The following is a 22,653-nucleotide window of genomic DNA, read 5'->3' on the forward strand; positions in this document are numbered from 1 at the left end:
TCGCCGGCTGGCGTCCGATCGGCGCCCAGCGCGCCCGCAAGCTGCGCCGCCGCGGCGAGGCCGTCGAGTGGCGCCCCACCCTTCACTCCCTCGCCTGGCTGCCAGGCGGCCGATAGCAATCGGAGACAGCATGAATATCGACATCGAAGCGTTGGAGGCCGCCGCAAAGGCGGCCACGCCAGGCCCGTGGGTGCGCGGGCCATACGGCGGCATCTACCCGGCCCCGCCTGAAGGCTCAGATAAGCGCATTGGCGGGTCCGAAATAGGCGGCTGCAGGAACAGCAATCACGTCCCGAGAAGGCATGCCGAGGAGAATGAGCGCTTCATGGCCGCCACCAATCCCGAGGTGGTGCTCGAACTGCTGAGGCGACTGCGCGATGCCGAAGGCAACCACGCGGCGTCGTGTATCTACTGCGGTGAGGCCGTCATCTACGACGTCCGCCAGGTCGGTGAGATCGAGTCTGCCCACCATCTGCTGGTCGAGCACGACCGCCAGTGCTCGAAGAACCCGGTCGTCCAGGAAGTGGGCGCCCTGAAGGCGCACTGCCGAGAGCTGCGACTGGCGCTATTCAATGCCGGCGCCGAGGCCGCTGGCGTCGCCGAGCGGCTGTCAGGCGAGGACGTGATGGGGCCCGACCCCGGCAGCGCCCTGCTGCAGCCGTTGATGGACATCCATGACGCTGCCGCCGAAGCGCTGCGCGGCTACCCGGCCATGAGCCTTGCCCGGGAGAAGGTCGGCGGCCAGGAGCCGGACGCCAGGGGCAAGGCCGCCGTGCTGCTGGAGCTGGCCCGTGACTACCGCGACATGAACGTCGACGCCGACGTCATCGAGAACCTGCGTGCCCGGGCGGGGATGGAGCTCGCCACCGTGGGTATTGCCCTTCAGGAGTTCGAGGAGAGCCAATCATGAGCTGGTTTGGCCGACAGATTTTATCGCGCGAAGAAGTTCATACGGACGCCCTTAACCACAAGATCCCAGCAAGCATGGGGCCTGGTGATGAGTGCACCCTGTTCATCCAGCTTGATGAAGAAAGCCCTCGCACGGAGAGCCTGCAGGCCATTGATGGGTATGTCGTAGGCGTCTCCATTGGGGCGCGCCATGCGATCTACTTCGACGTCGCCGTTCCCATCAAAGGCACTTTGTTCTACGCGGTGATCAACGATGTCCGGGGCTGGATCCGCCCCAAAGGAGAAATTACCGACCCAGCCACCGGCGACCTGATTGGCGCCGACGTGCTCGAAGAGGCCATGGAGCGCCCTGAGAACAAGCGGCGATTCTTCCATGTAGTGAAGACCAACCCCCACAGCGAGGGAGACGGCAATGAGTGATCTTGAAGCCATTTCCGACTACGCCGAGGACCGCGCCCGGATGCTGAGCATGGTCGCGGAGCGCCTTGGCGTGGCCGGGGAGCCCCACCAGGGCAAGGATGAGCAGATTCTGGAAGCGCTGGACGCCCTCATCGAGCGCAGCCGGCGCATGGAGGAGGCCATCGACTTCGCCTGCGCGCCCGACATGTGGGAGGAGCGCCCCGGCCAGGCCGGCGAGGTCTACGAGTACAAGTACCTGGAGTGGTATGTCGACGTGCTGCAGGAGGCCCTGACGCCGCATGATCTGCACGCCGACGACGCCATGGTGGAGGCCGCCGCCCTGGACATGCGCAAGAAGCTCGCCGCCAAGCGCCGCGAAGGCCGAGGCGGCTGGGAATCCTGCAGCCTTGCCCGCCTGAACAGCATGCTGGTCCACCACATTGCCAAGGGCGACCCGGTGGACGTGCTCAACCTGGCGGCCATGATCCACGCCCGCGGCGAGCGCACCAGCCTTCAGCGCCTGGCGCCGTCAGAGGAAGGCAAGGCGCCGGACTGGTACGTCACCGACGACAAGCCGTGGTTCGCCTACTGCCCCGACCAGGGGCTGATGGCCTTCGGTACCGAGGCCGAAGCCGTCGAGCAGGCCTCCGACTTCATCGACAGCTGGCTGGACGGCGACACCGGATGGGACGAGATGGTCGACCAGGTATTCGTCGGGCGCGCCACCCAGATCAGCGGGCAGGTCGATAGAGTCGACAGGCCCGACGAGAGTGAACTGGACGAGGAAGGATTCGACGCCGAAGGCAACAACTGGAGCGAAGAATTCGCCTTCATGTGCAACTACACGCTGCTGCCCGTCGTCAGCGATGCGGCCAAGGCATGGGCGGCCACCGGCGGCGGTGACGCAACCGGCTACGACCTGGTGGCGCACATGCGCCGACAGATCGCCTTCTCGAAGCGAGCCTTCGGCCCGGGAGGTCGCTGCCAAGGCCTGACCGATCATATCCGCAAGGAGCTCAAGGAGATCGAGGCCGCCCCGTATGACCTCGAGGAGTGGATCGACGTGGCATCGCTGGCCCTGGATGGCGCCTGGCGCGCCGGCCACACCGCCGAGCAGGTGGCGGCCGGGCTGGGCGCCAAGCTCACCAAGAACGAAGGGCGCGACTGGCCGGATTGGCGAACCGCGGACCCCGACAAGGCCATTGAACACAACCGGCAGAGCGAGGAGGCGTGATGGAGACCACCACCAGCGAGAGCGGCGACCAGCGCGCCGTGCTTACCCTGAGCATCGAGGGCGCCCGTTTCAGCGACATGGGCATGGAGCGCGTCGGCGAGATATTTGGACTGCTGGCCCAAATCGCGGGCGAGGAATCGGTACTGGTCCGCTACTCGGGCGGCGAGATCATCGTCAAGGAGGGGCGCCCGGGCGGCGCCGCCGAGCTGATCCGCGAGGACGTCGAGGAGGAGAGCGATGCCTGAGCTTGTATGGCGCGCCGAGCCGCCCACGCTCGAAGAAGTCAGGGCCGCGGGCGCCAAGTTCGGCTGCGAAGCCTACTACTGGGTCCGCGGCTGGAACTTCAACCGTCCGGTAATGGCCTGCGCCATCATCGGCGGTCGTCGCCAGCCAGACGGCACCATGGGGCCTGAGCTGCGCTTCCAGGTCCCGGCTTCGCGAAACCTGAGCGATGGCGTCTGGGCCAGGGACTTCGAGGGCGGCCATGTCCCCGAGGATGGCGACTCCGAGAAGATCAAGAGCCTGAAGCGCCTGATGCGAAACGGCACCTGGCGCCCGCTGGAGTGGGCGGGGCCGGTGCCCAGTCCGACGGAAAATCCCGAGCCCGAGACCCACCGCTAACCATCAATCTCCATGTGAGCCCGGCCGCCCGGCGGCCGGACCACCATGTATGGCAATCGAGAGGCTAGAATGACTGCAGCAGCCCAGCAGGAAGGGGGCCTGAGCGCCCAGCATAACGAGCCGGTGTTCCTGACCACCAAAGACGTCATCGAGAAGACCGGGCTCCCCAGCACGACACTGCAACGCCGGCGGAAGGATGACCCTACCTTCCCGAAACCGGTGGTGCTGAGCTGGTCCGGCGGCCGGCCGCGAAGCATCCGCTGGGTCCAATCCGAGATCGAAGACTGGATGCAACGCCAGCTGACAAGCCGCCCTGCCTAAGCCCCTCATGCCCCCGACTTCCTGCGGGGGCAGCTCCTCCCCTCACACCCAGCCCCGCCCGTCTTGTATGGCGTCGTGTATGGCGACCATTTTTCACCGCCATTTCCCGTGCCATACAACGCCCCTTACCTATCGCTAATCCTGAATCTTACGATCTACTAAAACCGCTGTTTTTCTTGGAATTATTGGCTTTCCCATGGCTTCGAGATGGCAGCGAGTAAACGCCGCACCAAACAGAAGAATGAGAGACGAGTAATAGACCCACAGCAACACCACCACCACCGACCCCGCCGCACCGTAGGTCGAGGCAGTCGCGTTGTAGGCCAGATAGAGCGCGATACCGGTACGCCCTATCGAGAACAGCAAGGCCGTGACAACCGCACCGACGATGACGTCGCGCCAGCGCAGCACCACGTCGGGCAACACCTTGAAGATGGTGGCAAAGAGCGCGGCGATCACGCCGATCGACACCAGCAGCTCCACCCCTCGTGTCAGCAGGCTGACGTAGGGCAGCACATCATCGGCGGCTTTCAGCGCCGCCCTGACGAACACCCCGAGCCCCACTGACACCAGCAGGATAAAGCCGATCGCCAGCACGATCGTCAGTGACAGCATGCGATTCTTGACGAAGATCCACAGGCTGTTGCTGCTGGGGCGTGCCGCGACGCCCCAGATGGTGTTCAGCGAAAACTGCATCTGGCCGAACACCGTAGTGGCACCAACCGCCAGGGCGGCAAAACCCAGCAGCGTCGGCAACAGCCCGGACTCCTGGATCCGCGACTGGGCGACGGCATGCTCGATGGCGGTGGCCGCTTCGGGGCCCATGGTGCCCTGCAACTGGGCGAAGATTTGCCCCTGTGCCGCCTCCTCGCCCAGCACCACACCGATCACCGTCACCGCGATGATTACCGTCGGCGCCAGCGAAAACAGGGTATAGAACGCCAGCGAGCCGGCGTAGCTGAAGGCGTTGCGCTCCAGCCACAACGCCACCGAGCGACGCAGCACTCCCCACCAGAAGGCGAAAAACTGAATGATCATGGCGTTCCCTCGTCATTATCGTTGCCCTCAGCATACCTAACACCGACGGTATACGCAGGAACATGCGCCAACGCGACGCCCTGATGCTGCCAGTTCATCACGACCGGATCGTCGTGACGGGGTGATCGAGCCTCCTTCATCTAGCCTCATTTATCCAGCTCGGGAGCCTGTCTGTTTGCACCGGTCTGTTTGCGCCTTCCAGTCGTCGCCACCATAATGGCGGCGACGTTTTCCAGGAGCCCTCCATGCCCACCGATCTGGCCACCTCTCCGCCGCAGACCGAGTTCGACTGCCTGGTGTTCATCGGACGCTTTCAGCCCCCGCACCTCGGCCATCTGGCGGTGATTCGGGCGGCCCTCAAGCAGGCCAGACAGGTCATCGTGCTGGTAGGCTCCGCGTGGCAGGCGCGCTCACTGCGCAACCCCTGGCGTTTCGACGAACGCCGCCAGATGCTGCGCAGCGCCTTCGACGAAGACGACAACGCTCGCCTCGAAATCGTGCCGCTGCTGGATGCGCTCTACAACGATGATGTCTGGGTGCACGACGTCCAGCGCAAGGTGCGCGATCTGGCCCACCCCGAGAGCGCACGGTTACCACGTATCGGGCTGATCGGCGCCAGCCGCGGTCAGTCGAGCTACTACCTGTCACTCTTCCCCCAGTGGGAGTCGGTGAGCGTACCGCTGGTCGAAGCGATCTCCGCCAGCCAGATTCGAGAACGGCTATTTCGCTCCGAGGGCTCGGCGGTAGAGTATCTCTCCACCAACGCAAGCCACGATCTTCCACCGGGCGTGGTGGAACATATCCGCCGCTTCATGAGCGGCAAGCCCTACCGCCAGCTCGGGGAAGAACAGCAACTGCTCGATCAGTACCGCTCGGCCTGGGCCCAGGCGCCCTACCCGCCGATCTTCGTCACCGTCTGTGCGGTTGTGGTGCAGTCGGGCCATGTGCTGCTGGTGCGGCGCACCTCGGCGCCCGGCAAGGGACTCTATGCCCTGCCCGGGGGCTTTATCAGCGCCCAGGAACGACTGATGGACGCCTGTCTGCGCGAGCTGCGCGAGCGCATTCGGCTGAAGGTGCCGGAGCCGGTGCTCAAGGGATCACTACGCGGTCAACGGCTATTCGACGAGCCGCACCGAAGCTGGCGTGGGCGAACCCTGGCCGAAGCCTTCTACTTTGCCCTGCGACCGGATCAGAACCTGCCGAGGCTGAAACCCGTCAAGGGTGGCGACCATGCGCGCTGGGTACCCCTGGCGGAACTCGAGCCGGAAAGCCTGTTCGAGGATCACTTCTTCATCATCCAGAACTTTCTCGGGCTGCCTGCCGATCGACGCTCCTGAGGCACGCGGCAAGATCCAACGGCGGTAACAACATGGCGGACAAGGGAAGCCCCCTGTCCGCCAAGTTTCCTGCCGGTGCCGACCCGGCTAACCGTCAATCGTGCTCGGTCAGCAGCGCCAGCGCCTCAAGCAGATTCGGGTCCAGGTCATTCGACCGGTGATGGGCCCTACTGAGCTGCTCGCTGAAGCCTGGCGCGGCCACAGGGGACGACGGCTCACTTTCACTCACCTCCAGCCGAACCTTGTCCAGGTCCAGCACCAGGCGATAGTGATGTGCTTCCCCTTCACCGCCTCGGCTATCGATATCCAGCGTCACCTTTTCCAGCGCCGCCGGCCGTTCGATCAGCAGCTGACCGATCGAGGGACGCTGGATCCAGTCCGGCAAGGCTCGTCCCCCGGGTAATGACACCTTGATGTCGCGTTGCCCTTCCGGCAGCGTGAGCCACGCCCGCTCGTTCTCGACCAGAGCCTCCAGCGTCGCTCGGCCATCGCTGCTTGCCCACGACGTCGCTCGCACCTCACCGGGATGAGCCAGCGATCTGGCTTCCTGCAGCATCGAGGAGTTCCAGGCGCTGGATTCTCTCGGCTGATCCTTGTTTACCACCTCCATTTCAGCGTCGGTCAGCGCCGAGATGCCGTGTACCGCCGCTCTTACTGCCCCATCGGTAGACAGATCGGCAAGGCCACCAAGGCCTCCGTACTGATTGACCACCTCATCGACCATGCCATCGGCATGCATCAAGGGCCCTTCAGCATCCGACTCGACATCCTGCGCCGGGACTTCGGGCGCACGGTCACCGATATACAAGCTATCGAGGGGCTCCACCGTCACCGAGACGGTCACGTAGGTTACACCGCCCTGCCCGTCCGACACCGCGACGACAAAGCTGTCGCTGCCGAAGAAGCCTGCTTCCGGCACATAGATGAAGGATCCATCCGGGTTCAGGGTAAACTGACCGTGTCGAGGACCGTCATCCAGCGCGAAGGTGAGATCATCCCCTTCAACGTCCGATGCCACCACCTGACCAGCGGCGGCTTCACCGCTGCCGGTGACGATAGGATCGGCACTGGCCACAGGGACGTCATTGACCGGCTCAACCGAGACGGTGACTACCACGGTAGTGGTGGCACCGCTGGCGTCGGTCACGGTCACGCTGAAGCTGATATCGCCACTGACGTCGGGGTCGGGCACAAAGGTGAAGGTGCCATCCTCATTGAGCGTGACGGTGCCGCCGTCCGGTTGATGGTCGAGACGGAAGGTCAGGTCGTCATTATCCACGTCGGTGGCGACGACGCGCCCCTCGACCGGGGTATCCTCGGTGGTGACGATGGGATCTACGCTGGCGACAGGGGCGTCATTGGCGCCGAGAACGCTGATCGTCAGCGTCGCGGTGGAAACACTGCCATCGCTGTCGGTGATGGTGTAGCTGAAGGTCTCGGTGAGCGTCTGCCCCGGTTTGAGCGCGTCCACCACCGGGTTGCTGTTGTCCAGCGTATAGGAATAGCTGCCGTCCGCGTTCAGCACCAGGCTACCGTAACGGCCCTCCACCGGCTCGCCAACGCCGCCCTCGGGCGATGACTGACCTGACCCGACCGCCGTGACCCCGCCATCCACCGCAACGCCATCGACACCATAGTGGTCATTGAGGAGGACATTACCGCTGCAGTCGCTTCCCGGCTCTGAGCCTTCCTCGCTCACCTCACCGCGGTCATTGCCGGTGCCAGGACCATCGTCGATGATGGCGATGGCCAGGGTGCCAATGTTGTCGGTGGTCTCTCCCTCCACGTCGGTGACGCCGATGGCGAAGCTGTCGTTGACCGCGCCGCCGGAGTGATCAGCCCTCGAGGCCAGATGGTAGGTATAGCTCACCTCTCCGGTGGCGGGGTCGTAGTAGCGCAGCACCAGGGTGCCGTGATCGCCGGTCACCTCGATGGGATGGCTACCACAGTCCTTGAGCTGATCCAGGCTGATGGTGCTTCCCCCCAGGGTCAGGCTGGACAGACTGTCGGCTGGTCCGAGGGTAAAGGTGCCACTGTGGCTCAGGCCCAAGCCCTCGTGGCTGCCTCCTGTCAGACCGGCCTCGTCAACCGACCCATCGGTGGTGGCGTCGCCTGCTGAATCGCCCCCTCCTGGCTCACCGCCTCCATCCCCCAGCCCACCGACAGTCACCTTGTCGTCCACCGCCGTGACCGAAATGCTCAGGCTCGCATCGGAGGTCGCGCCCCCATCGTCACTGACGGTATAGGTGACCAGTGGCACCTCGCCGTTGTAGTTCAGCGCCGGCACGAAACGGTAGCTGCCATTGGCGCTGATGGTCAGCTCGCCGACGCCTTCGATGACGGCGGTCTGCCCTGCCAGGAAGGTTCCCTCGATACCATCGACACTGAAGCCCGTAACACTGAGGCTATCGCCCTCGATATCGCTATCGTTGGCCAGCAGGCCGTCTTCGGCGGCGACCGTCAGAGGCGTGTCCTCGGCGATCGTGGCCTGGTCGTTCTTGGCGGACGGCGCGTCATTGACCGGGGTCACCGAGACATCGACCTCCACCGTGACCGTGGCACCGGAAGGGTCGGTCACGGTGACAGTGAAGCTGGTGTCGCCGTTGAAGTTGGCATCCGGGGTAAAGGTGAAGTTACCTTCCTCATCGAGGGTAACGGTGCCACCCTCTGGCTGCGCATCCAGACTGAAGGTGAGCTCATCGTCATCGACGTCGGTGGCGATGATCTTGCCATCCACCGGAGTATCCTCGCTGGCGGTCACCTTTTCCGCAGAAGCCTCCGGCGCGTCGTTGGCGCCACGAATGGTGATCGTCAAGGTGGCGGTGGCGAGATCGCCGTCGGCGTCGCGGATCTGATAGCGGAACTTCTCGGTTAATATCCCACCGACCTGGAGCTCGTCCACCTCGCCATTGGTGTTGTCCAACGTATAGCTATAGCTGCCATCGGCGTTGAGGATCAGGCTGCCGTAGCTCCCTTCCAGCGGGACGCCGGTGGCCCCATCGAGACTTCCGGCTTCAACACCAACCCCAACCACCGCCCCATTGGCATCCGCACCATCGGCACCCGGACGATCATTGGCCCAGACGCTGCCGGCGCCGGCAGCACCGTCCTCGTCGACGGTACCGCTGTCATCGGTCGCACTCGGACTATCATCGTCGATGTCGATCACCAGCGTCCCGGCGTTGGCGGTGACCTCACCCTCCACGTCGGTCACGCTGATCATGAAGTCGTCGCTCACCGGCTCGTTGGCGTGATCTGCGTTTGAGGTCAGCAGATAGCGGTAGCTGACCGTACCGGTGGCGCGATCGTAACCTTCGATGGTCAAGGTGCCGTAGCGGCCCTCGATCGCGATGGGTGACGACGCGCTGGCCTCGAGCTCGGCAAGGCTGATGCTGCGACTGCCCAGGGTAAAGCTCGCCAGGCTGTCCGCCGGACCCAGCGTAAAGGTGCCGTCGTGGGTCAGTCCTGTGCCGTCGGCATCGACCAACCCTGACTCCTTGACCTCTCCGTCGACGCCGTCCCCGCCATCACCGAGCCCGCCCACCGACACGCTATCGTCGACCGAATCGACCGTGATGCTGAGGGTGGCGGTGTCGCTGACGTGCCCGTCGCTGAGCACATAGGTCACCTTGGGTACGCTGCCATGGTAGTTGAGCGCGGGATCGAAGCGGTAGGAACCATCGGCGTTCAAGGTCAGGGTCCCCACCCCGGCAATGGTGGCGGTTTCCCCCGCCGTGAAAGTGCCCGTCAGCCCCTCGACGCTGAAGCTTGCCACCGACAAGGCATCGCCATCGATATCGCTGTCATTGCTCAGCACGCCCTCGTCCTTGCCAACGATCAAGGGTGTGTCCTCCGCTGTGCTGGCGCTGTCGTCTGACGCGACCGGCACATCATTGACCGCACTGATCTTGACCGTCACCTCCACCTGGGTCTTGCCGCCGTGGCCGTCATCCACCGTGACGCTGAAGGTGATGTCGCCGTTGACGTTGGCGTCCGGCACGAAGGTGAAGGCGCCGGTGTCCTCGTCGAGGGTGACGGTTCCCCCCTCGGGCTGAGCATCAAGGGTAAAGCTCAAGGAGTCACCATCAGGGTCCTCGCCGACGATGGTGCCCGTGGTCTCGCCGTCCTCTGCACACTTGGCGGTGATATCCTCCGCTGTCGGGGCGTCGTTGGCGCCCTTGATGGTGATGGTCAGGGTCGCCGTGCTGGTATCACCGTCAGCGTCGGTGATCTGATAGGTAAAGGTCTCGGTGAGGGTTTGCCCCTTCTGCAGGCCGTTGACCGTAGCGTTGGCGTTGTCCAGGGTGTAGAGGTACTTGCCACTGGCGTCCATCACCAGGCTACCGTAGTCACCGGCAATGCTGCTGCCCACACGCCCCGAAGGCGCAGCCTCGCCCTTGCCGACCGCGCTGAGTGCACCGCTGTCGGCGGCCCCATCGGCCCCCAGGGTGTCATTGGAAACGACATTGCCCGTCAGCGAACTGCCGCCGCTGGCGTCCTCGTCGACGCTGCCCTGGTCTGCCTTGGCGGTCGATACGTCATCGACCACCAGGATGGCCAGCGTGCCTGCGTTGTAGGTCTCGTCGCCATCGCTGTCGGTGGTGCCGATGGTAAAGCTGTCCAGGACCGGATCCGACCCATGATCGGCGACCGACGACAGGACGTAGCGGTAGGACACGACCCCGGTATCGCTGTCATAGCCGTTAATCGACAGCTCACCGTAGCTACCCGTGATAGTGATCGCGGTGGTGCCACTGGCCTCCAGCTGTGCCCGGGTTATCATCGTGACACCGATGGTCAGGCTGTCGAGGCTCGAGGCGGGCCCCAGGGTAAAGGAGCCCGTGTGCACACTACCACTGCCGCCGGCGGCAGAGCCCCCGGTCAAGGCCGATTCGTTGACGCTGCCATCGCTGCCGTCGCTGCCATCCCCGAGGCCGCCAAGTGACACGCTGTCTTCCACCGAGGCAACCGTAATGGTCAGGGACCCGCTGGAGGTCCCGCCCTTGCCGTCGCTGACGGTGTAGGTGATCTCCGGGACACTGCCGTGGTAGTTGGGCGCCGGGGTAAAGCTGTAGGAGCCATCTGCGTTGAGCGTTAGCGTCCCCTTGCCGGGGATGCTGGCTGCCTCACCCGCGGTGAAGCTGCCGGTGACGCCGGCCACGCTGAAACCGGAGATGACCAGACTATCCCCTTCGACATCGCTGTCATTGGCCAGAAGTCCTTCGCTCTTGTCGACACTCAGCGTCTCGTCTTCCTTGGCATCGCCCTTGTCGTTGGTGACCACAGGGGCATCATTGACGGCGGTCACCGTAATCGTAAGCGTCGAACTGGCGTAGCCTCCGGGTCCCTTCAGGCTGTAGCTGATGATCGGCAGTGCACCGAAAAAGTTCGCCACAGGATCGAACCGGTAGGAGCCATCCTTGGCCAGCGTCAGCTTGCCGGTGACATTGCCGTCACTGTCCTTGACGGTATTGGCCTGCCCCAGTACCAGGGCGGTATCGGCCACGCCGTCACCGTCGGTGTCGATGGCCGCCGAGGCGATTTCGGTGGCCCCCGCCAGGGTATCGTTGGACAACAAGCCCTTATCCTTGGTGACCACCAGCGCCACGTCCTCATTGGTCTTCCCGGCGTCTTCCACCGCCGTCGGCGGACCGATGCTGTCGCGATAGTCCAGGTCGAAGCCGGGGGGTGAGGCGTCGCTACCATCTGCTGCGATATCGTTGTCGCTGTCAGAGAGCGCAAAGTTGCCGTCAACAAGGTTCTCATCATTGGCATCAAAGCCATCGTTGGCGTCCGATCCCTCGAAGATGTCGAGGAGCCCGTCGCCGTCGGTATCGGTGCTGTCACTGACCGACGTTGCGCCATCGTCGCGCTCGGCGATATCCAGCTTGCCGTCGTCGTCGGAGTCACTGTCGAGATAGTCTACGGTGTTGTCGCCATCGGTATCGACCGGCGTCAGCCCCTTGCTGGCCGTAGCGGTGATATTGCTGGTGTCCTTGTCGTAGGCGTCATCGAGTCCGTCCTTGTCGACATCGGTGCCAGTGGGCTTTATATAATCCTGGGTCGTCTGCGCCTCGACATTGTCGGTGATGCCATCATTGTCACTGTCGATATCCAGGTGATCGGCGATATTGTCACGGTCAGTGTCCTTCGCCAATCCGCCGATACCAATCCTGACACATGACCCTACATTGGCAACCACATTGTAGTCAGGATGCCACCCCATGCTCAGGGTCACCGTTTTTACATCGACGACCCTTACCGACCACGACTCTCCGTACAGATTCCCCAGCCCTTTCACGCTGAATGTGAGCGAGTTAAGATAAATTCCCTGGGCGACATTCAAGACATTGTCGGGATCGTAGACCACGATATAGGCACCGGGGCTCGATACGGTAAGCTGATCATACCTATCAAATTGCCTGCTATTGGGCACGTTCTTGCTGTCGATAACGAAGTCCACAAAGGCATCTGTCGCCAGACTGACCGTTGCCACATTATTCTCAGAATATTCAAAGTTCACCGCTCCGGATTCTTGACCATAGGTGAGGCTACCCTCGGTGGTATTTGAGGTCACCTCAACCTTTGTTCCGTTAAAGTCAAGATCCGGTATCTTGTCGTTGGCGATATCGGTCGTGTCGAATTTCTCTTCTACAGAGGTATCTTTTCCTTCGGTAACGTCAATAACTCCGTCGTTATCCTGATCGATATCAACCGTATCGATGATACCATCGCCGTCACGATCCAAGACAGCATTTTCGCGATAGTCAAAATCGACAACAAGTGGCTTTGCTCCGTCGCCATCCGCCGGCAGATCGTCGTCGGAATCAGCCAACGTAAAACCGTTCTCCGTGACATTTTCATCGTTTGCATCGTAGCCATCGTTGGCATTCGTTCCCTCGAAGATATCCAGCAGGCCATCATGATCGGTGTCGGTAGCATCCGTAATGGAAGAGGCCCCATCATCGCGCTCGGCAATATCCAACTTGCCGTCGTTGTCGGAGTCACGATCGATATAGTCGGCCGTGCTGTCCCTATCGGTATCGACCGGCGTCAGCCCCTTGCTGGCCGTAGCGGAGGTATTGCTGGTGTCCTTGTCGTAGGCGTCATCGAGTCCGTCCTTGTCGACATCGGTGCCAGAAGGTTCTATGTAATCCTGGGTCGTCTGCGCCTCGACGTTATCGGTGATGCCATCGTTGTCGCTGTCGATATCCTTGTCATCGCAGATACCATCACCATCGGTATCCCTTGAAATATATTGAAACGCCACACGATCCATGGCGTAGTCGCCGTTTCCTGCGCCCCCGTCCTGATCGACCTTCATCACGATGCCATAGTTGCCGGCCTTGCTCAGATCAAACACACCGCTAAACGTCTTGAAAATACCACTTCCTGGAAGATCGCCGATAAGACCGTACGCCAGCGTCTTGAAGACCTTTCCCGCATCAAAATCCCAGATAAATACATTATAGCGATCCGAACCACTTGAAAACGTTTTTGATAGATCGAAGCTATATCGATAATCACCTTCAGACAACTCATTGCCAAATTTGTAGACAAAGACCTCTTCATAATTCGCTGCATTTACCAGGCTATGATTCCCACCGTTTTCACCAGGACTAATCTCATCAAAAAGCCCTCCCGTCAGAGAAGAATTTTTAGAACTATGAGACCAGCTAGGTTTGCTGCCATTGTCAGTAGTATAGGGTGGCGTGCTGTAATACCAACCGGAAGTATCTCCACCGGCAAACCCGCCATTTCCCACCATATTTGGTCGACTGTAGTCATACTCATTTTCGTCGATAATACCATCATTATCATCATCGATATCGACGCTGTTATCGATGCCATCACCATCCGGGTCGAGACGAGCGCTATCACGATAGTCAAAGTCAGCTACGCTCGGCACAGCGTCCGATCCATCCGCGCTGACGTCGTTGTCACTATCGAGAAGGGTAAAGTTCCCGTCCTTGATCAGCTCGTCGTTGGCGTCATAGCCATCATTGGCATCCGCTCCCTCGAAGATGTCGAGCAGACCGTCGCCATCGGTATCGGTTTCACTTGTGATGGACCAGGCCCCGGCGTCGCGCTCGGCGATATCCTGCTTGCCGTCGTCGTCGGAATCGCTGTCGAGATAGTCTGTCGTGCTGTCGCCATCGGTATCGACCGGCGCCAGGCCCTTGCTGGCCGTAGCGGAGGCATTGGCGGTGGCAGCATCGTAGGCGTCATCAAGGCCATCCTTGTCCTTGTCGATGCCGCTGGGCGCCACATACCCCTTGGAGGACTGGGCCTCGATGTTGTCGGTGATACCATCGTTGTCGCTATCCAGGTCAGCAGAATCAGCGACGCCGTCTCCGTCACTGTCGATCCTGCCGAAGAATGCGACTTCTGTCACCGCAATCCCTGAACCGCCTCCCGCCCTACCTTTAATATTGAAAAACTGAATACTAGCCACGCCGTGGATATCTTTTGGTATATCCATATGAAGTGGCCAACCTGCCGCCCCTTCGGGGACAGAGTTAATAGCAGCATATCGAGTGGTTGAATAGATCAAGTCACCGGAAGAATTATAAAACCTGATCTCACCTATCGACCCAATGGACTGGGCATCATTCAAAACACTTCCCGCGTTGTTCCACAGGTCGATCCCATAAATACGATCGATGGGTGTGTCAAAGTTGAACGTAAAATCGCTGATTTGCTCTACAGTGGACGAGATAAAGTAAGTTTTTGTGTTACCGTCGGCCAGACGATCCAGTCCAGCCGAAGAAGCCCCGCCGCTCGTCACGCTATTGCAGGTTATTTGCTGTGATCCACCTTCCACTGAATCGAGAATACCGTCCCCGTCATCATCGATGTCGTCGACATCCAGGACGCCATCTCCATCGATGTCGGAGCCCCCGGCAGCACGCTCCCGCCCGCCCTTCTGGGCTTCCACGTGCTGCAGGGCGCTCATCAATACATCATGGCCTGCATCATGATCCGCGGAGCCCGCATCTGTCGTTGCAACCGCGGCGTCAGCCGCTTGCTTGACGTTGTCGACGGTGGCGGTACTGGCAGCATCCAGCAACACCCGGGCTTCGAGTTCGCGAATCAGTAAGTCGTCCTTGATCATGTCGGATCTCCCTCTTTGAATTCGGGCTGACCGTCACCTGGACGTGTCAGGTTTCAATGACTGCGACGCCTATGACCCCCACTCACGCACCAGCACCTGGGCCACACGACGTGCCATGCTGGCTGCCAGGCTAGACGGTTGCCCCTCCAGGTGAAGCTCCCCGCGAAGCTCGGTGAGCGGCGACGATTGGTCCTGGTCAGAGACTGCCAACAGTTCGAATAGCGCACGTTCCGGCACGGAGCGTTGGTCATCGGGCCGTGCCGCGATAGGCCCGCCGTGGTCTGACGCCAACATCCACTGATCGACGTAGCGGGAAGCGGCGGCGGCGATTCGCTCGACGTGCATGGGGGTCTGCGGCCAGAGACGCTCGTCATCGACAAAAAAACAAGGCTGACCGAGCGCCAGCAATCCCAGATCATCGCTGCTGACGTAGCCACGGGCGGATAGCCGATCCGTACTGGCTACCAACGCCAGACGAAGGTCTGTGCCGACCCAGCGGCCCGAATGCAGGTAGTCGGCAAGCTCAACCACCGTGCCGTCCATGGGGGCGATGACGTCGAGCCGACGACGTTGATCGGTGAGTCCAGCAAGCTGCTGGCGTTGCATGTCCCGTTCGCTCTCCAGTACCAGACTCTGGGACAGGTCCGTGTTGTCGGCACTTCGTCGGTCCAGGCGCCTATCCACCAGATTCAGATGTTCCTGCACCGTTCTTTCCCGCTGTTGCAACGCTGGCACTTCGAGCCTGACCAGTACCTGCCCCCGCTCGACGACATCGCCGACGCGGACCAGCACCTGCTCGACCCTGGCGGCGCGATGGGCAAACACCGGAACCTGTTGACTGGCGCCGAACACCACCGGCACCGTGATTCGATGAGGCAGAGGCAAGGCAACGAAGGCAGCGATGCCGGCGGCCACCGCCAGGGTCATCAGCACCCGCCGGCCAGCCTCCCTGCGTCTTTTCCACCAGACCATCAGCTCACGCAGTATCGGCATGACAATGAACCATAGAATTTCCACGCTGAAGAGAAAGACGCCCAGCACCTTGAAAAAGAGGTGGTAGACCACCAGGGCAATCCCGAGAAACAGAAAGAAGCGATACACCCATACCGCCAGGGCATAGCCGATCAATACCCGGCGCTTGGCACGACTCAGCGCTTCCGGCGGCGTATCGCCAAAACCGAAAAGCCCTTCCCTCAACCACCAGCGCCCCATGGCAAAGCCCCGCTCCTGCAGGTTGACAATGCCGAGCAGGTCACTGAACAGGTAGTAGCCGTCGAAGCGCATCAGGGGATTGAGGTTCACCGCCAGGCTCAGCACCCAACCGGTGGTGGCAAGCGCAAAGGCCACGAAACGCAGAGCGCCATCCGGTAGAAAAACCCAGGCCAGAGTGGCATAGACAGCGATGACCAGTTCCACCGCCACCCCGGCCAGATCGATCAGCACACGTTTGCGCCGCCGGGGCAGCCGCCAGGCATCGGTGGTGTCGGTAAACAGCACCGGCATCATCACGATCAGCGCCACCCCCATGCTCGACACACGAACCCCAAAGCGGGTCGCACAGAAGCCGTGGCCAAGCTCATGCAGCGTCTTCACCAGCACCAGACTCAGGGAAAACGCGACCACGCCGGAAACGCTGAACATCGCCGGCAAGGTGGTGAAGAAGCTCTCCCACTGGCGAGAAACAAGGTAGAGGCCAATGACACCCAGGATCGCCGTAAAGAGCCAAAAGCCCCGATGAAAGAAGATGGCGACTAGCGGTAGGCAGCGCTTCAATCCACGCCCTGGATACACCAGGGGGATACGCACGAACAGGTAGTGATGAAGCAGCCACTTCCACCAGGATGGCCGGCTGGCCTCACGATATCGCCGAGCCTTGTCGAAGCTGCGGCCTTCGCTGGCCTCGAGCAGGTCGTTGTGATCCAGAAATTGCTGGATCTGGCGAATATCCTCTTCGCTGATGTCGACGTGTCCGCGAGCATCAAGACGTCGTCTCAAAGCCTCCACCGTCCCCGCCGACCAGCAGGCGAGGATATCGACGACCCTGGCATCAATCTCGAAAAACCGTCCGGCCAGTGGGTCATGAATCTTCCAGCGAGCGGCCTTGCCTGGTTCTGCCCCACCTTCGATCAGCTCGAGCTCCTGACGAAGCGACCCAAGCAGCTCCTGCTCTGCTGAATCGGACGTGTCCTGCATTGCCCTGGCCACGGCCTAGACGCCTGTCAACTGTCTGAAGGTGACGATCGGGCGCCGGAATAGATAGTAGAACAGTGATACCGGCTCACCATGGATTCGCGCCGTGCCTCTGAGACCCAGCCGCGGCATGTCTTCTCTCGGCGTTTCCGGTATCGCCATCACCTTGAAATTGGCGATACCGCTGGCGTTCTTTTCGGCCTTGTAGGCGGCCCGTGCCACGACCGCCGACACCGGTTCGAGGGGTGCTGCATCAAGAAACACATCCACCGAGGCTCCACGTTCGAGGGTGACGGCGTCGGCGGCCGCCACTTCTAGCCGGAAAGCAATATCCGCCGGGTCCGCTACCTGCATCACGGCTTCACCCACCCGCACGGGACGCCCTACCCAATCCTGCGGGTCGCCATAGAGGGCGACCCCGCTGCGCTCGGCGCGAACTACCGCCTTGTCGAGCAGGTCATGGGCATAATCTCGCTCGGCTTCGGCAACTCTCAGCTCGCTGCGAGCGATGGCGAGCTCGCGCTTGGCCTCACTGCTTGCGATGGCAGCCTGCTGTAGCCTCAACGCCTTGGACTGGGCCACCTGAACCTTGCGCTGGGCAACTTCGAAGTCATTGCGTAGTTCCACGTCCACCAGCTGGACCAGCGGATCACCCAGCGCCACCCGGGCGCCGGGAGCGACCAGGATGCGGTCGACGACGCCCGCCATCGGTGCCGCCACGACAAACGGCTCACTGGCGACCACCTCAGCGGGCGCCCTCGACGTCAGCGGTACCTGCACCAGCGCCAAGGCTGCCCCCAGGCCCAGCACCGTAGCCAGCGCCAGTCCGCGCGCCCCCCGTGCTCGCCCAAGAGACACACGGCGTCGACCTCGGATCGCGCTGGCGCCGTGACCGTAGGCCTGGGCAAGACGACTGGCCAGGGCCAGGTGCGGTGTTTCCCAGGCACGCTCGCGAGTCAGTAACCAACCGGCGCCGATGGGCCGGTCGCCATGGCTTAGCGGTATCCACAGCCCATGGCGCATGGCGGGTATGCCTTCGTCCTCCAGGACGTTGGCAAGATCCAGCAAGCGCGGTTGCGTCTCGTCCCGGTGTTCACGCCAGTCACTGCCCACCAGATGCTGGTAGGCAAGCACCTGAGCACTGTCATGAGGCACCCGCGCGAGTCCTCCCACCGCCTTGACTCGCCAGCGATTTCTGCCCGACAGGCAAAACACCAGTGACTGGCGAGCCTGGAGCAGGCTCTGCCCCTCATTGGCCAGGTGGCACCACAGCTGGTCGAGGCTGTCACAGTGGCGCAAGGCGCCTTCGATACGAATCAGCCGCTCGCCACCTGGCCCCACCTCCGAGCCACTCGCTCTGGCCTGTTCCTCCGCCACCGGGTGTTGCGCCTCGGTAGTAGACTGGCGCTCAATCGCCACACTCGTCATGAGGAGGTCACTCCACAGCGCCTGCCCTCACCGTCCCCGCTGGAGAGCCAGGTCGCGGTGCCGCTCATCCCGGGAAGAACCCGTGCCGGTGCATTGTCCACTCGGCTGATCACCTTGACGGTCTGGCTGACGGGATCGACGGCAGCCGAGATGCGCGACACTTCTGCGTCAAGCCTGTCGCCGGTCTCGTCCACCTCGAAGCCGAAGGCGCTACCCCGGGTCATCCAACTCAACCAGCAGGAAGGCACCACCATATGCAATTCCAGTGCGCCGTCACTCACCACCTGGATCAGGGGAGCGTTGGCTTCCGGCGTCTCGTTGGGGCGTACCATGGGCTCAACCACTCGCCCGGCAAAAGGCGCCTTGATCTGACAATCCTTGCGTTGCTCCTGGATGGCGGCCACCCGGGCCCGCTGCTCACGCAGCTTGAAACGTGCAATGTCGGCATCCGCCTGTCCGGTGGCGCCCATCTGCAACAGTTCGTTCTGCATGGCGGCGTTGCGGGATTCCGCTGCGGCCTTAGCCTCCGTCGCACGCAACTCGGCGTCGAGTCCGGCGCAGTCGAAGCCGACCAGTACCTCATCGACATCGAAGTGGTCGCCTTCCTTGAACGGCACCTCAAGCACTCTGGCCGATAGACGACTCGACAGTATCGCCTCGTGCTCGGCCCTCAGGATGCCTCTGGCCTCGCCCATGTCGCTGGCCTGGGCAGCCCCCGACAGCAGCACTGCCAGCACGAGTCCCGGCCAGAGCGTGCGAGTCCGCTGGCCACACTGCCCCGCCCCCAGGCTTCTGCTGTTCATCCCGTGCGCCCTCATGGCGATGCCACCACGTCAATGGCCAAGGCATCGCCACGCTGCGCCCACAGAGCACGCAGATCATCGGCAAGCTCCAGGACGCTTTCGTTGCTGCTCATGCCGGCATCCACGGCGTCGATGCCGGTGGCCGTATAGACATTGGCGTAAGCCCCCTGGAGGTCCGACAGCGCCTGATCCATCCGCACCTCGGCCAGCAGGGTATTCATCTGTTCGCGAATCAGGGTCTGCTCGCTGACGTGCCTGGCACGATAGCCGGCTTCCACCTGATGCTCGATCGCTCGCTGCACCTCAAGGAATCGCTTGGCCGTGCCGAGTTCTCCACGCCGCAGTTCATAGCGTGCTCGGGTCACCGATACCTGAGTCGCCACCGCCATGGTCAATGCCAGGCTCCGTGCATCGAGCAGATCGCTCTGGGCGTCGATACGATCCTGACGGGCCGGCAGACTGAACACCTTCAGCAGGTTCCAGCTGGCGCGAGCGCCATAGCTGACCCAGTCACTGTTGTAGAGAAAGTCGTCGTCGCTATAGTTGGCTCCGACAAAGAGCTTGAGACTCGGCAAGGTTTCCAGAATCGCTGTGGTGCCCTCGCGCTCGTTGTTGCGCAATTGGTAGGCGACTTCACGCAGCTCCGGGCGATTCATCACCGCCAGCTTCAACATGGTGTCGTAGGAAAGGTCGATCCCTTTCCAGGCCAGGTCACGCGGCGGCAACACCAGTTGGTAGGGTTGCTCGGGCGGAAGGTTCATCAGCGCTGCCAACTGCTGCTTGGACACCCGCAGTTCCCGCGTCAGTGACTCGAGGTCGCGGCGTATGGTCAGCAGTTCACGTTCATAGCTAAGCGCAGGAAGCGGCGCCGTCAAAGCACTGCGCTGCTGCCGGTGGGCCTGATCCAGCGCCCTTCGTGTGCTCTCTTCGAGCTCTCGAGTCTTGGCCAACAGACGTTCTGCGCTGACTGCTCGCCAGTAGGCGGCGCGTACATCCTCGATGATGCGCTGGATGACCTTTCGCTTGCTTTCCTCGGCCAGCATGACGCTGTCGGCCCTCTGCTGAGCCCGCACATAGGACAGGCCAAAATCGAGCACGTCCCAGCTCATGGTAAGATCGGTCGCCAACTGGTTGCGTTCGCTGGAGGACGAAGGTTCCAGCGACTCCTGACCACTCAACAGAGAAATACTGGAGCTGCCCGGTTCATTGTCGCGTCCCGTATAGTTGAGGTTACCGACCACCTTGGGCAGCAAATCGTAGTGCGCCAGATCGAGCTCCTTGGTGCGCAAGGCCTGCTCCATCACTTCCACCCGATAGTCCAGGTTGTACTTGATGGCGCGGGCCATTGCCGAATAGAGATCGATTGGGGCAATAACGGGTTCCTGACTGGCCGTTACCCTCGCCAACAGGTCGTCGGCGCGTTGTTCATTGGCCTGTTGCGACATCGGTTGAGGGGTGACAGCGCAGCCGGACAGCACCAGCGCCGTTGCGACGCCGACCCAGGTCTTTCCATATTGCTTTCCGAAGCACGAGGCCCTCTGGCCTGCCACTCCACACTTTTTATCGACCATCCCTGTGCCCCCTGCCGAAATTACCTCAGCCTTCAAGAGTGACGCGTCTTGCCTGCTGGTTGCGCACCTGCCTACCGGCCGCCACCGACAGGCGCCCAACATTGCAACAGCGCACAAACGTCGAGAAAGCGAGCGTATAACTTATGTTACTTCGTGTAATCAACTATCCAGAGAGCTGGACAATGGGTCAATATGAAAACTCGAAGAGCGCAAAGGTTGGCCCAGTTTCTTGACCTTGATCACAGTCACGACCGACAACTTTCGATAATGCACAGAGTGTCACCTCGAGCGAGAAAGGCTCTCCTTTGTTACACCTTTCATGCTTCTTTTCATTGGCGTGGTACGGATATACACGCAGCAGGTAGCGCGAGAAGGACATGACCGAGCTGCATGCCATCGGATGCGAAACCCTCGCTTAACGGGACAAGCGCCACCAGCCAGCATCGTGAATTTCCAAGCCATCTAGAGCGAAATCGTCGGTACGCGACAGCCAGGATCAGTCAGGAATGCATGGTGAAAACGTCAGGACACGAATGTTGGGATCAACCAGGAATACAAAGCGGGATCAAAGACAGGAAATGGGAATAGACACGGGGGTCTTCGCAACCACTGAGCGACATGGGACCTCCATGCCGGGTCCAGTAGCTGGGTGTGGTGTCTGTCGTCGTACAAGGAGGGGATAGCGCCTGACGGGCACAGGTCCGCAGGCACTTGTCAGAGGTAAAGGCGATCAGGCCTCGAGGAAGTCTCGCGGCAGCTTCATCATCTGGCGCCACAGTTTTTCGACGCCGGGCTTGTGCACCAGTGAACAGCGATACAGGCGGATCTCCAGGGGGACGTCCCATTGCTCGCCACCGGCACGCACCACCGCCCCGCTCTTCAGCTCCTGTCTGAGGCAGAAATCGGGTATCCAGGCCATGCCCACGCCCTGCATGACCATGGCCTTGAGCCCCTCGGCCATGGCGGTCTCGTAGACGGTACGCAAGCGCATGCGCAACGGGTCATTCTTCAACAGCATGCGCACGCTACGCCCGAGAAAGGCACCCTGGGTGTAGGCCAGGTACGGCAGGGAGTCGTCACCGTCCAGAGGGAAGCGCGGCGCCCCCTGCTCATCCGGCAGGCTCACCGGTATCATCTTGACCCGCCCGATGGAAAAGGAGGGAAAGACTTCCCCGTCAAGCTGCATGCTGGCGTAGGGGTCGTAGTAGGCCAGCATCAGGTCGCAGTTGCCTTCGCGCAGCACATGGATGGCCTCCCCCACGTTCATCGCCACCAGCCGCGTCGGCAACTCCCCGAGCCCCTTCTGCAGCCGCGAGATCCATTGAGGGAAGAAGCTTAGCGCCAGCGAATGGGCCGCCACCACGTCCAGCGCCTCGTTGGCCATGGCCAGGCCGCGCAGATGGCCGAGGGACTCGTTGAGCTGCTCGACGATATTGCGGGCGGTCACCAGAAACAGCTGCCCCTGAGGGGTCAGGTCGATGGGCGTGGTCGAGCGATCCACCAGGGTGACGCCCACCGCCTGTTCGAGGGAGCGTATACGACGACTGAAGGCCGGCTGGGTGACGTGGCGCTGGCGTGCGGAGGCCGAGAAGCTGCGGGTGTTGGACAGCGCAACGAAGTCCTCGAGCCATTTCGTTTCTAGATTCACCAGCACTCCTTGTCAAGACACCAACCACACGGGACGCCA

General features: G+C 61.8%; 15 protein-coding genes. 8 read left to right on the top strand and 7 right to left on the bottom strand.

Going from position 1 to position 22,653, the window contains the following annotated elements:
• Window positions 1–325 precede the first annotated feature (325 nt).
• From NH448_RS07620 to NH448_RS07645, 6 genes are all read left to right on the top strand, one after another.
• Window positions 326–910 carry a hypothetical protein gene (locus tag NH448_RS07620; protein ID WP_253028643.1) on the top strand — a complete coding sequence of 195 codons (585 nt, stop codon included), beginning with the start codon at window positions 326–328 and terminating at the stop codon, window positions 908–910.
• Window positions 907–1,329, top strand: a complete 423-nt coding sequence (locus NH448_RS07625) for a hypothetical protein (protein ID WP_253028644.1) — start codon at window positions 907–909, stop codon at window positions 1,327–1,329. The genes NH448_RS07620 and NH448_RS07625 overlap by 4 nt, the downstream gene beginning before the upstream one ends.
• A complete protein-coding gene (locus NH448_RS07630; protein ID WP_253028645.1) occupies window positions 1,322–2,542 on the top strand; it encodes a dATP/dGTP pyrophosphohydrolase domain-containing protein in 1,221 nt (406 codons plus the stop codon). Before NH448_RS07625 ends, NH448_RS07630 begins: the two co-directional genes overlap by 8 nt.
• Entirely contained in the window at window positions 2,542–2,787 is a 246-nt protein-coding gene (locus NH448_RS07635; protein ID WP_253028646.1) for a hypothetical protein, read from the top strand. The genes NH448_RS07630 and NH448_RS07635 overlap by 1 nt, the downstream gene beginning before the upstream one ends.
• Entirely contained in the window at window positions 2,780–3,163 is a 384-nt protein-coding gene (locus NH448_RS07640) for a hypothetical protein (protein WP_253028647.1), read from the top strand. Before NH448_RS07635 ends, NH448_RS07640 begins: the two co-directional genes overlap by 8 nt.
• Window positions 3,164–3,232: 69 nt before the next feature.
• Entirely contained in the window at window positions 3,233–3,484 is a 252-nt protein-coding gene (locus NH448_RS07645; RefSeq protein WP_253028648.1) for an AlpA family phage regulatory protein, read from the top strand.
• A 135-nt stretch (window positions 3,485–3,619) separates the two neighbouring features.
• On the opposite strand, the gene NH448_RS07650 is transcribed toward NH448_RS07645, so the two are convergent.
• Complete coding sequence (locus NH448_RS07650; RefSeq protein WP_253028649.1) at window positions 3,620–4,522, bottom strand: YihY/virulence factor BrkB family protein; 903 nt, start codon at window positions 4,520–4,522, stop codon at window positions 3,620–3,622.
• A 245-nt stretch (window positions 4,523–4,767) separates the two neighbouring features.
• On the opposite strand from NH448_RS07650, the gene NH448_RS07655 reads away from it, so the two are divergent.
• Complete coding sequence (locus NH448_RS07655) at window positions 4,768–5,859, top strand: bifunctional nicotinamide-nucleotide adenylyltransferase/Nudix hydroxylase (RefSeq protein WP_045994963.1); 1,092 nt, start codon at window positions 4,768–4,770, stop codon at window positions 5,857–5,859.
• A 94-nt stretch (window positions 5,860–5,953) separates the two neighbouring features.
• Here NH448_RS07655 and NH448_RS07660 read toward each other — a convergent pair whose 3' ends face one another.
• Window positions 5,954–13,222: an Ig-like domain-containing protein gene (locus NH448_RS07660; RefSeq protein ID WP_253028650.1), complete on the bottom strand. Its 7,269-nt coding sequence runs from the start codon at window positions 13,220–13,222 to the stop codon at window positions 5,954–5,956.
• Between the two features lie 231 nt (window positions 13,223–13,453).
• Between NH448_RS07660 and NH448_RS07665 the strand changes: the two genes are divergently transcribed.
• Window positions 13,454–14,266: a hypothetical protein gene (locus tag NH448_RS07665; RefSeq protein ID WP_185696455.1), complete on the top strand. Its 813-nt coding sequence runs from the start codon at window positions 13,454–13,456 to the stop codon at window positions 14,264–14,266.
• A gap of 777 nt (window positions 14,267–15,043) precedes the next feature.
• Here NH448_RS07665 and NH448_RS07670 read toward each other — a convergent pair.
• The 5 genes from NH448_RS07670 to NH448_RS07690 form a co-directional block, all read right to left on the bottom strand.
• Window positions 15,044–17,167, bottom strand: a complete 2,124-nt coding sequence (locus tag NH448_RS07670; RefSeq protein WP_124804726.1) for a site-2 protease family protein — start codon at window positions 17,165–17,167, stop codon at window positions 15,044–15,046.
• Window positions 17,168–17,182: 15 nt separating this feature from the next.
• Window positions 17,183–18,592, bottom strand: a complete 1,410-nt coding sequence (locus tag NH448_RS07675; RefSeq protein WP_052704566.1) for an HlyD family efflux transporter periplasmic adaptor subunit — start codon at window positions 18,590–18,592, stop codon at window positions 17,183–17,185.
• Entirely contained in the window at window positions 18,589–19,395 is an 807-nt protein-coding gene (locus tag NH448_RS07680; RefSeq protein ID WP_045995191.1) for an efflux RND transporter periplasmic adaptor subunit, read from the bottom strand. The genes NH448_RS07675 and NH448_RS07680 overlap by 4 nt, the downstream gene beginning before the upstream one ends.
• An 11-nt stretch (window positions 19,396–19,406) precedes the next feature.
• Entirely contained in the window at window positions 19,407–20,741 is a 1,335-nt protein-coding gene (locus NH448_RS07685; RefSeq protein ID WP_221621200.1) for a TolC family protein, read from the bottom strand.
• A gap of 955 nt (window positions 20,742–21,696) precedes the next feature.
• Window positions 21,697–22,614: a LysR substrate-binding domain-containing protein gene (locus NH448_RS07690; RefSeq protein ID WP_108133590.1), complete on the bottom strand. Its 918-nt coding sequence runs from the start codon at window positions 22,612–22,614 to the stop codon at window positions 21,697–21,699.
• Window positions 22,615–22,653 lie beyond the last annotated feature (39 nt).

The organism is Halomonas sp. OfavH-34-E, from assembly GCF_024124525.1.
Classification (GTDB): domain Bacteria; phylum Pseudomonadota; class Gammaproteobacteria; order Pseudomonadales; family Halomonadaceae; genus Halomonas; species Halomonas litopenaei.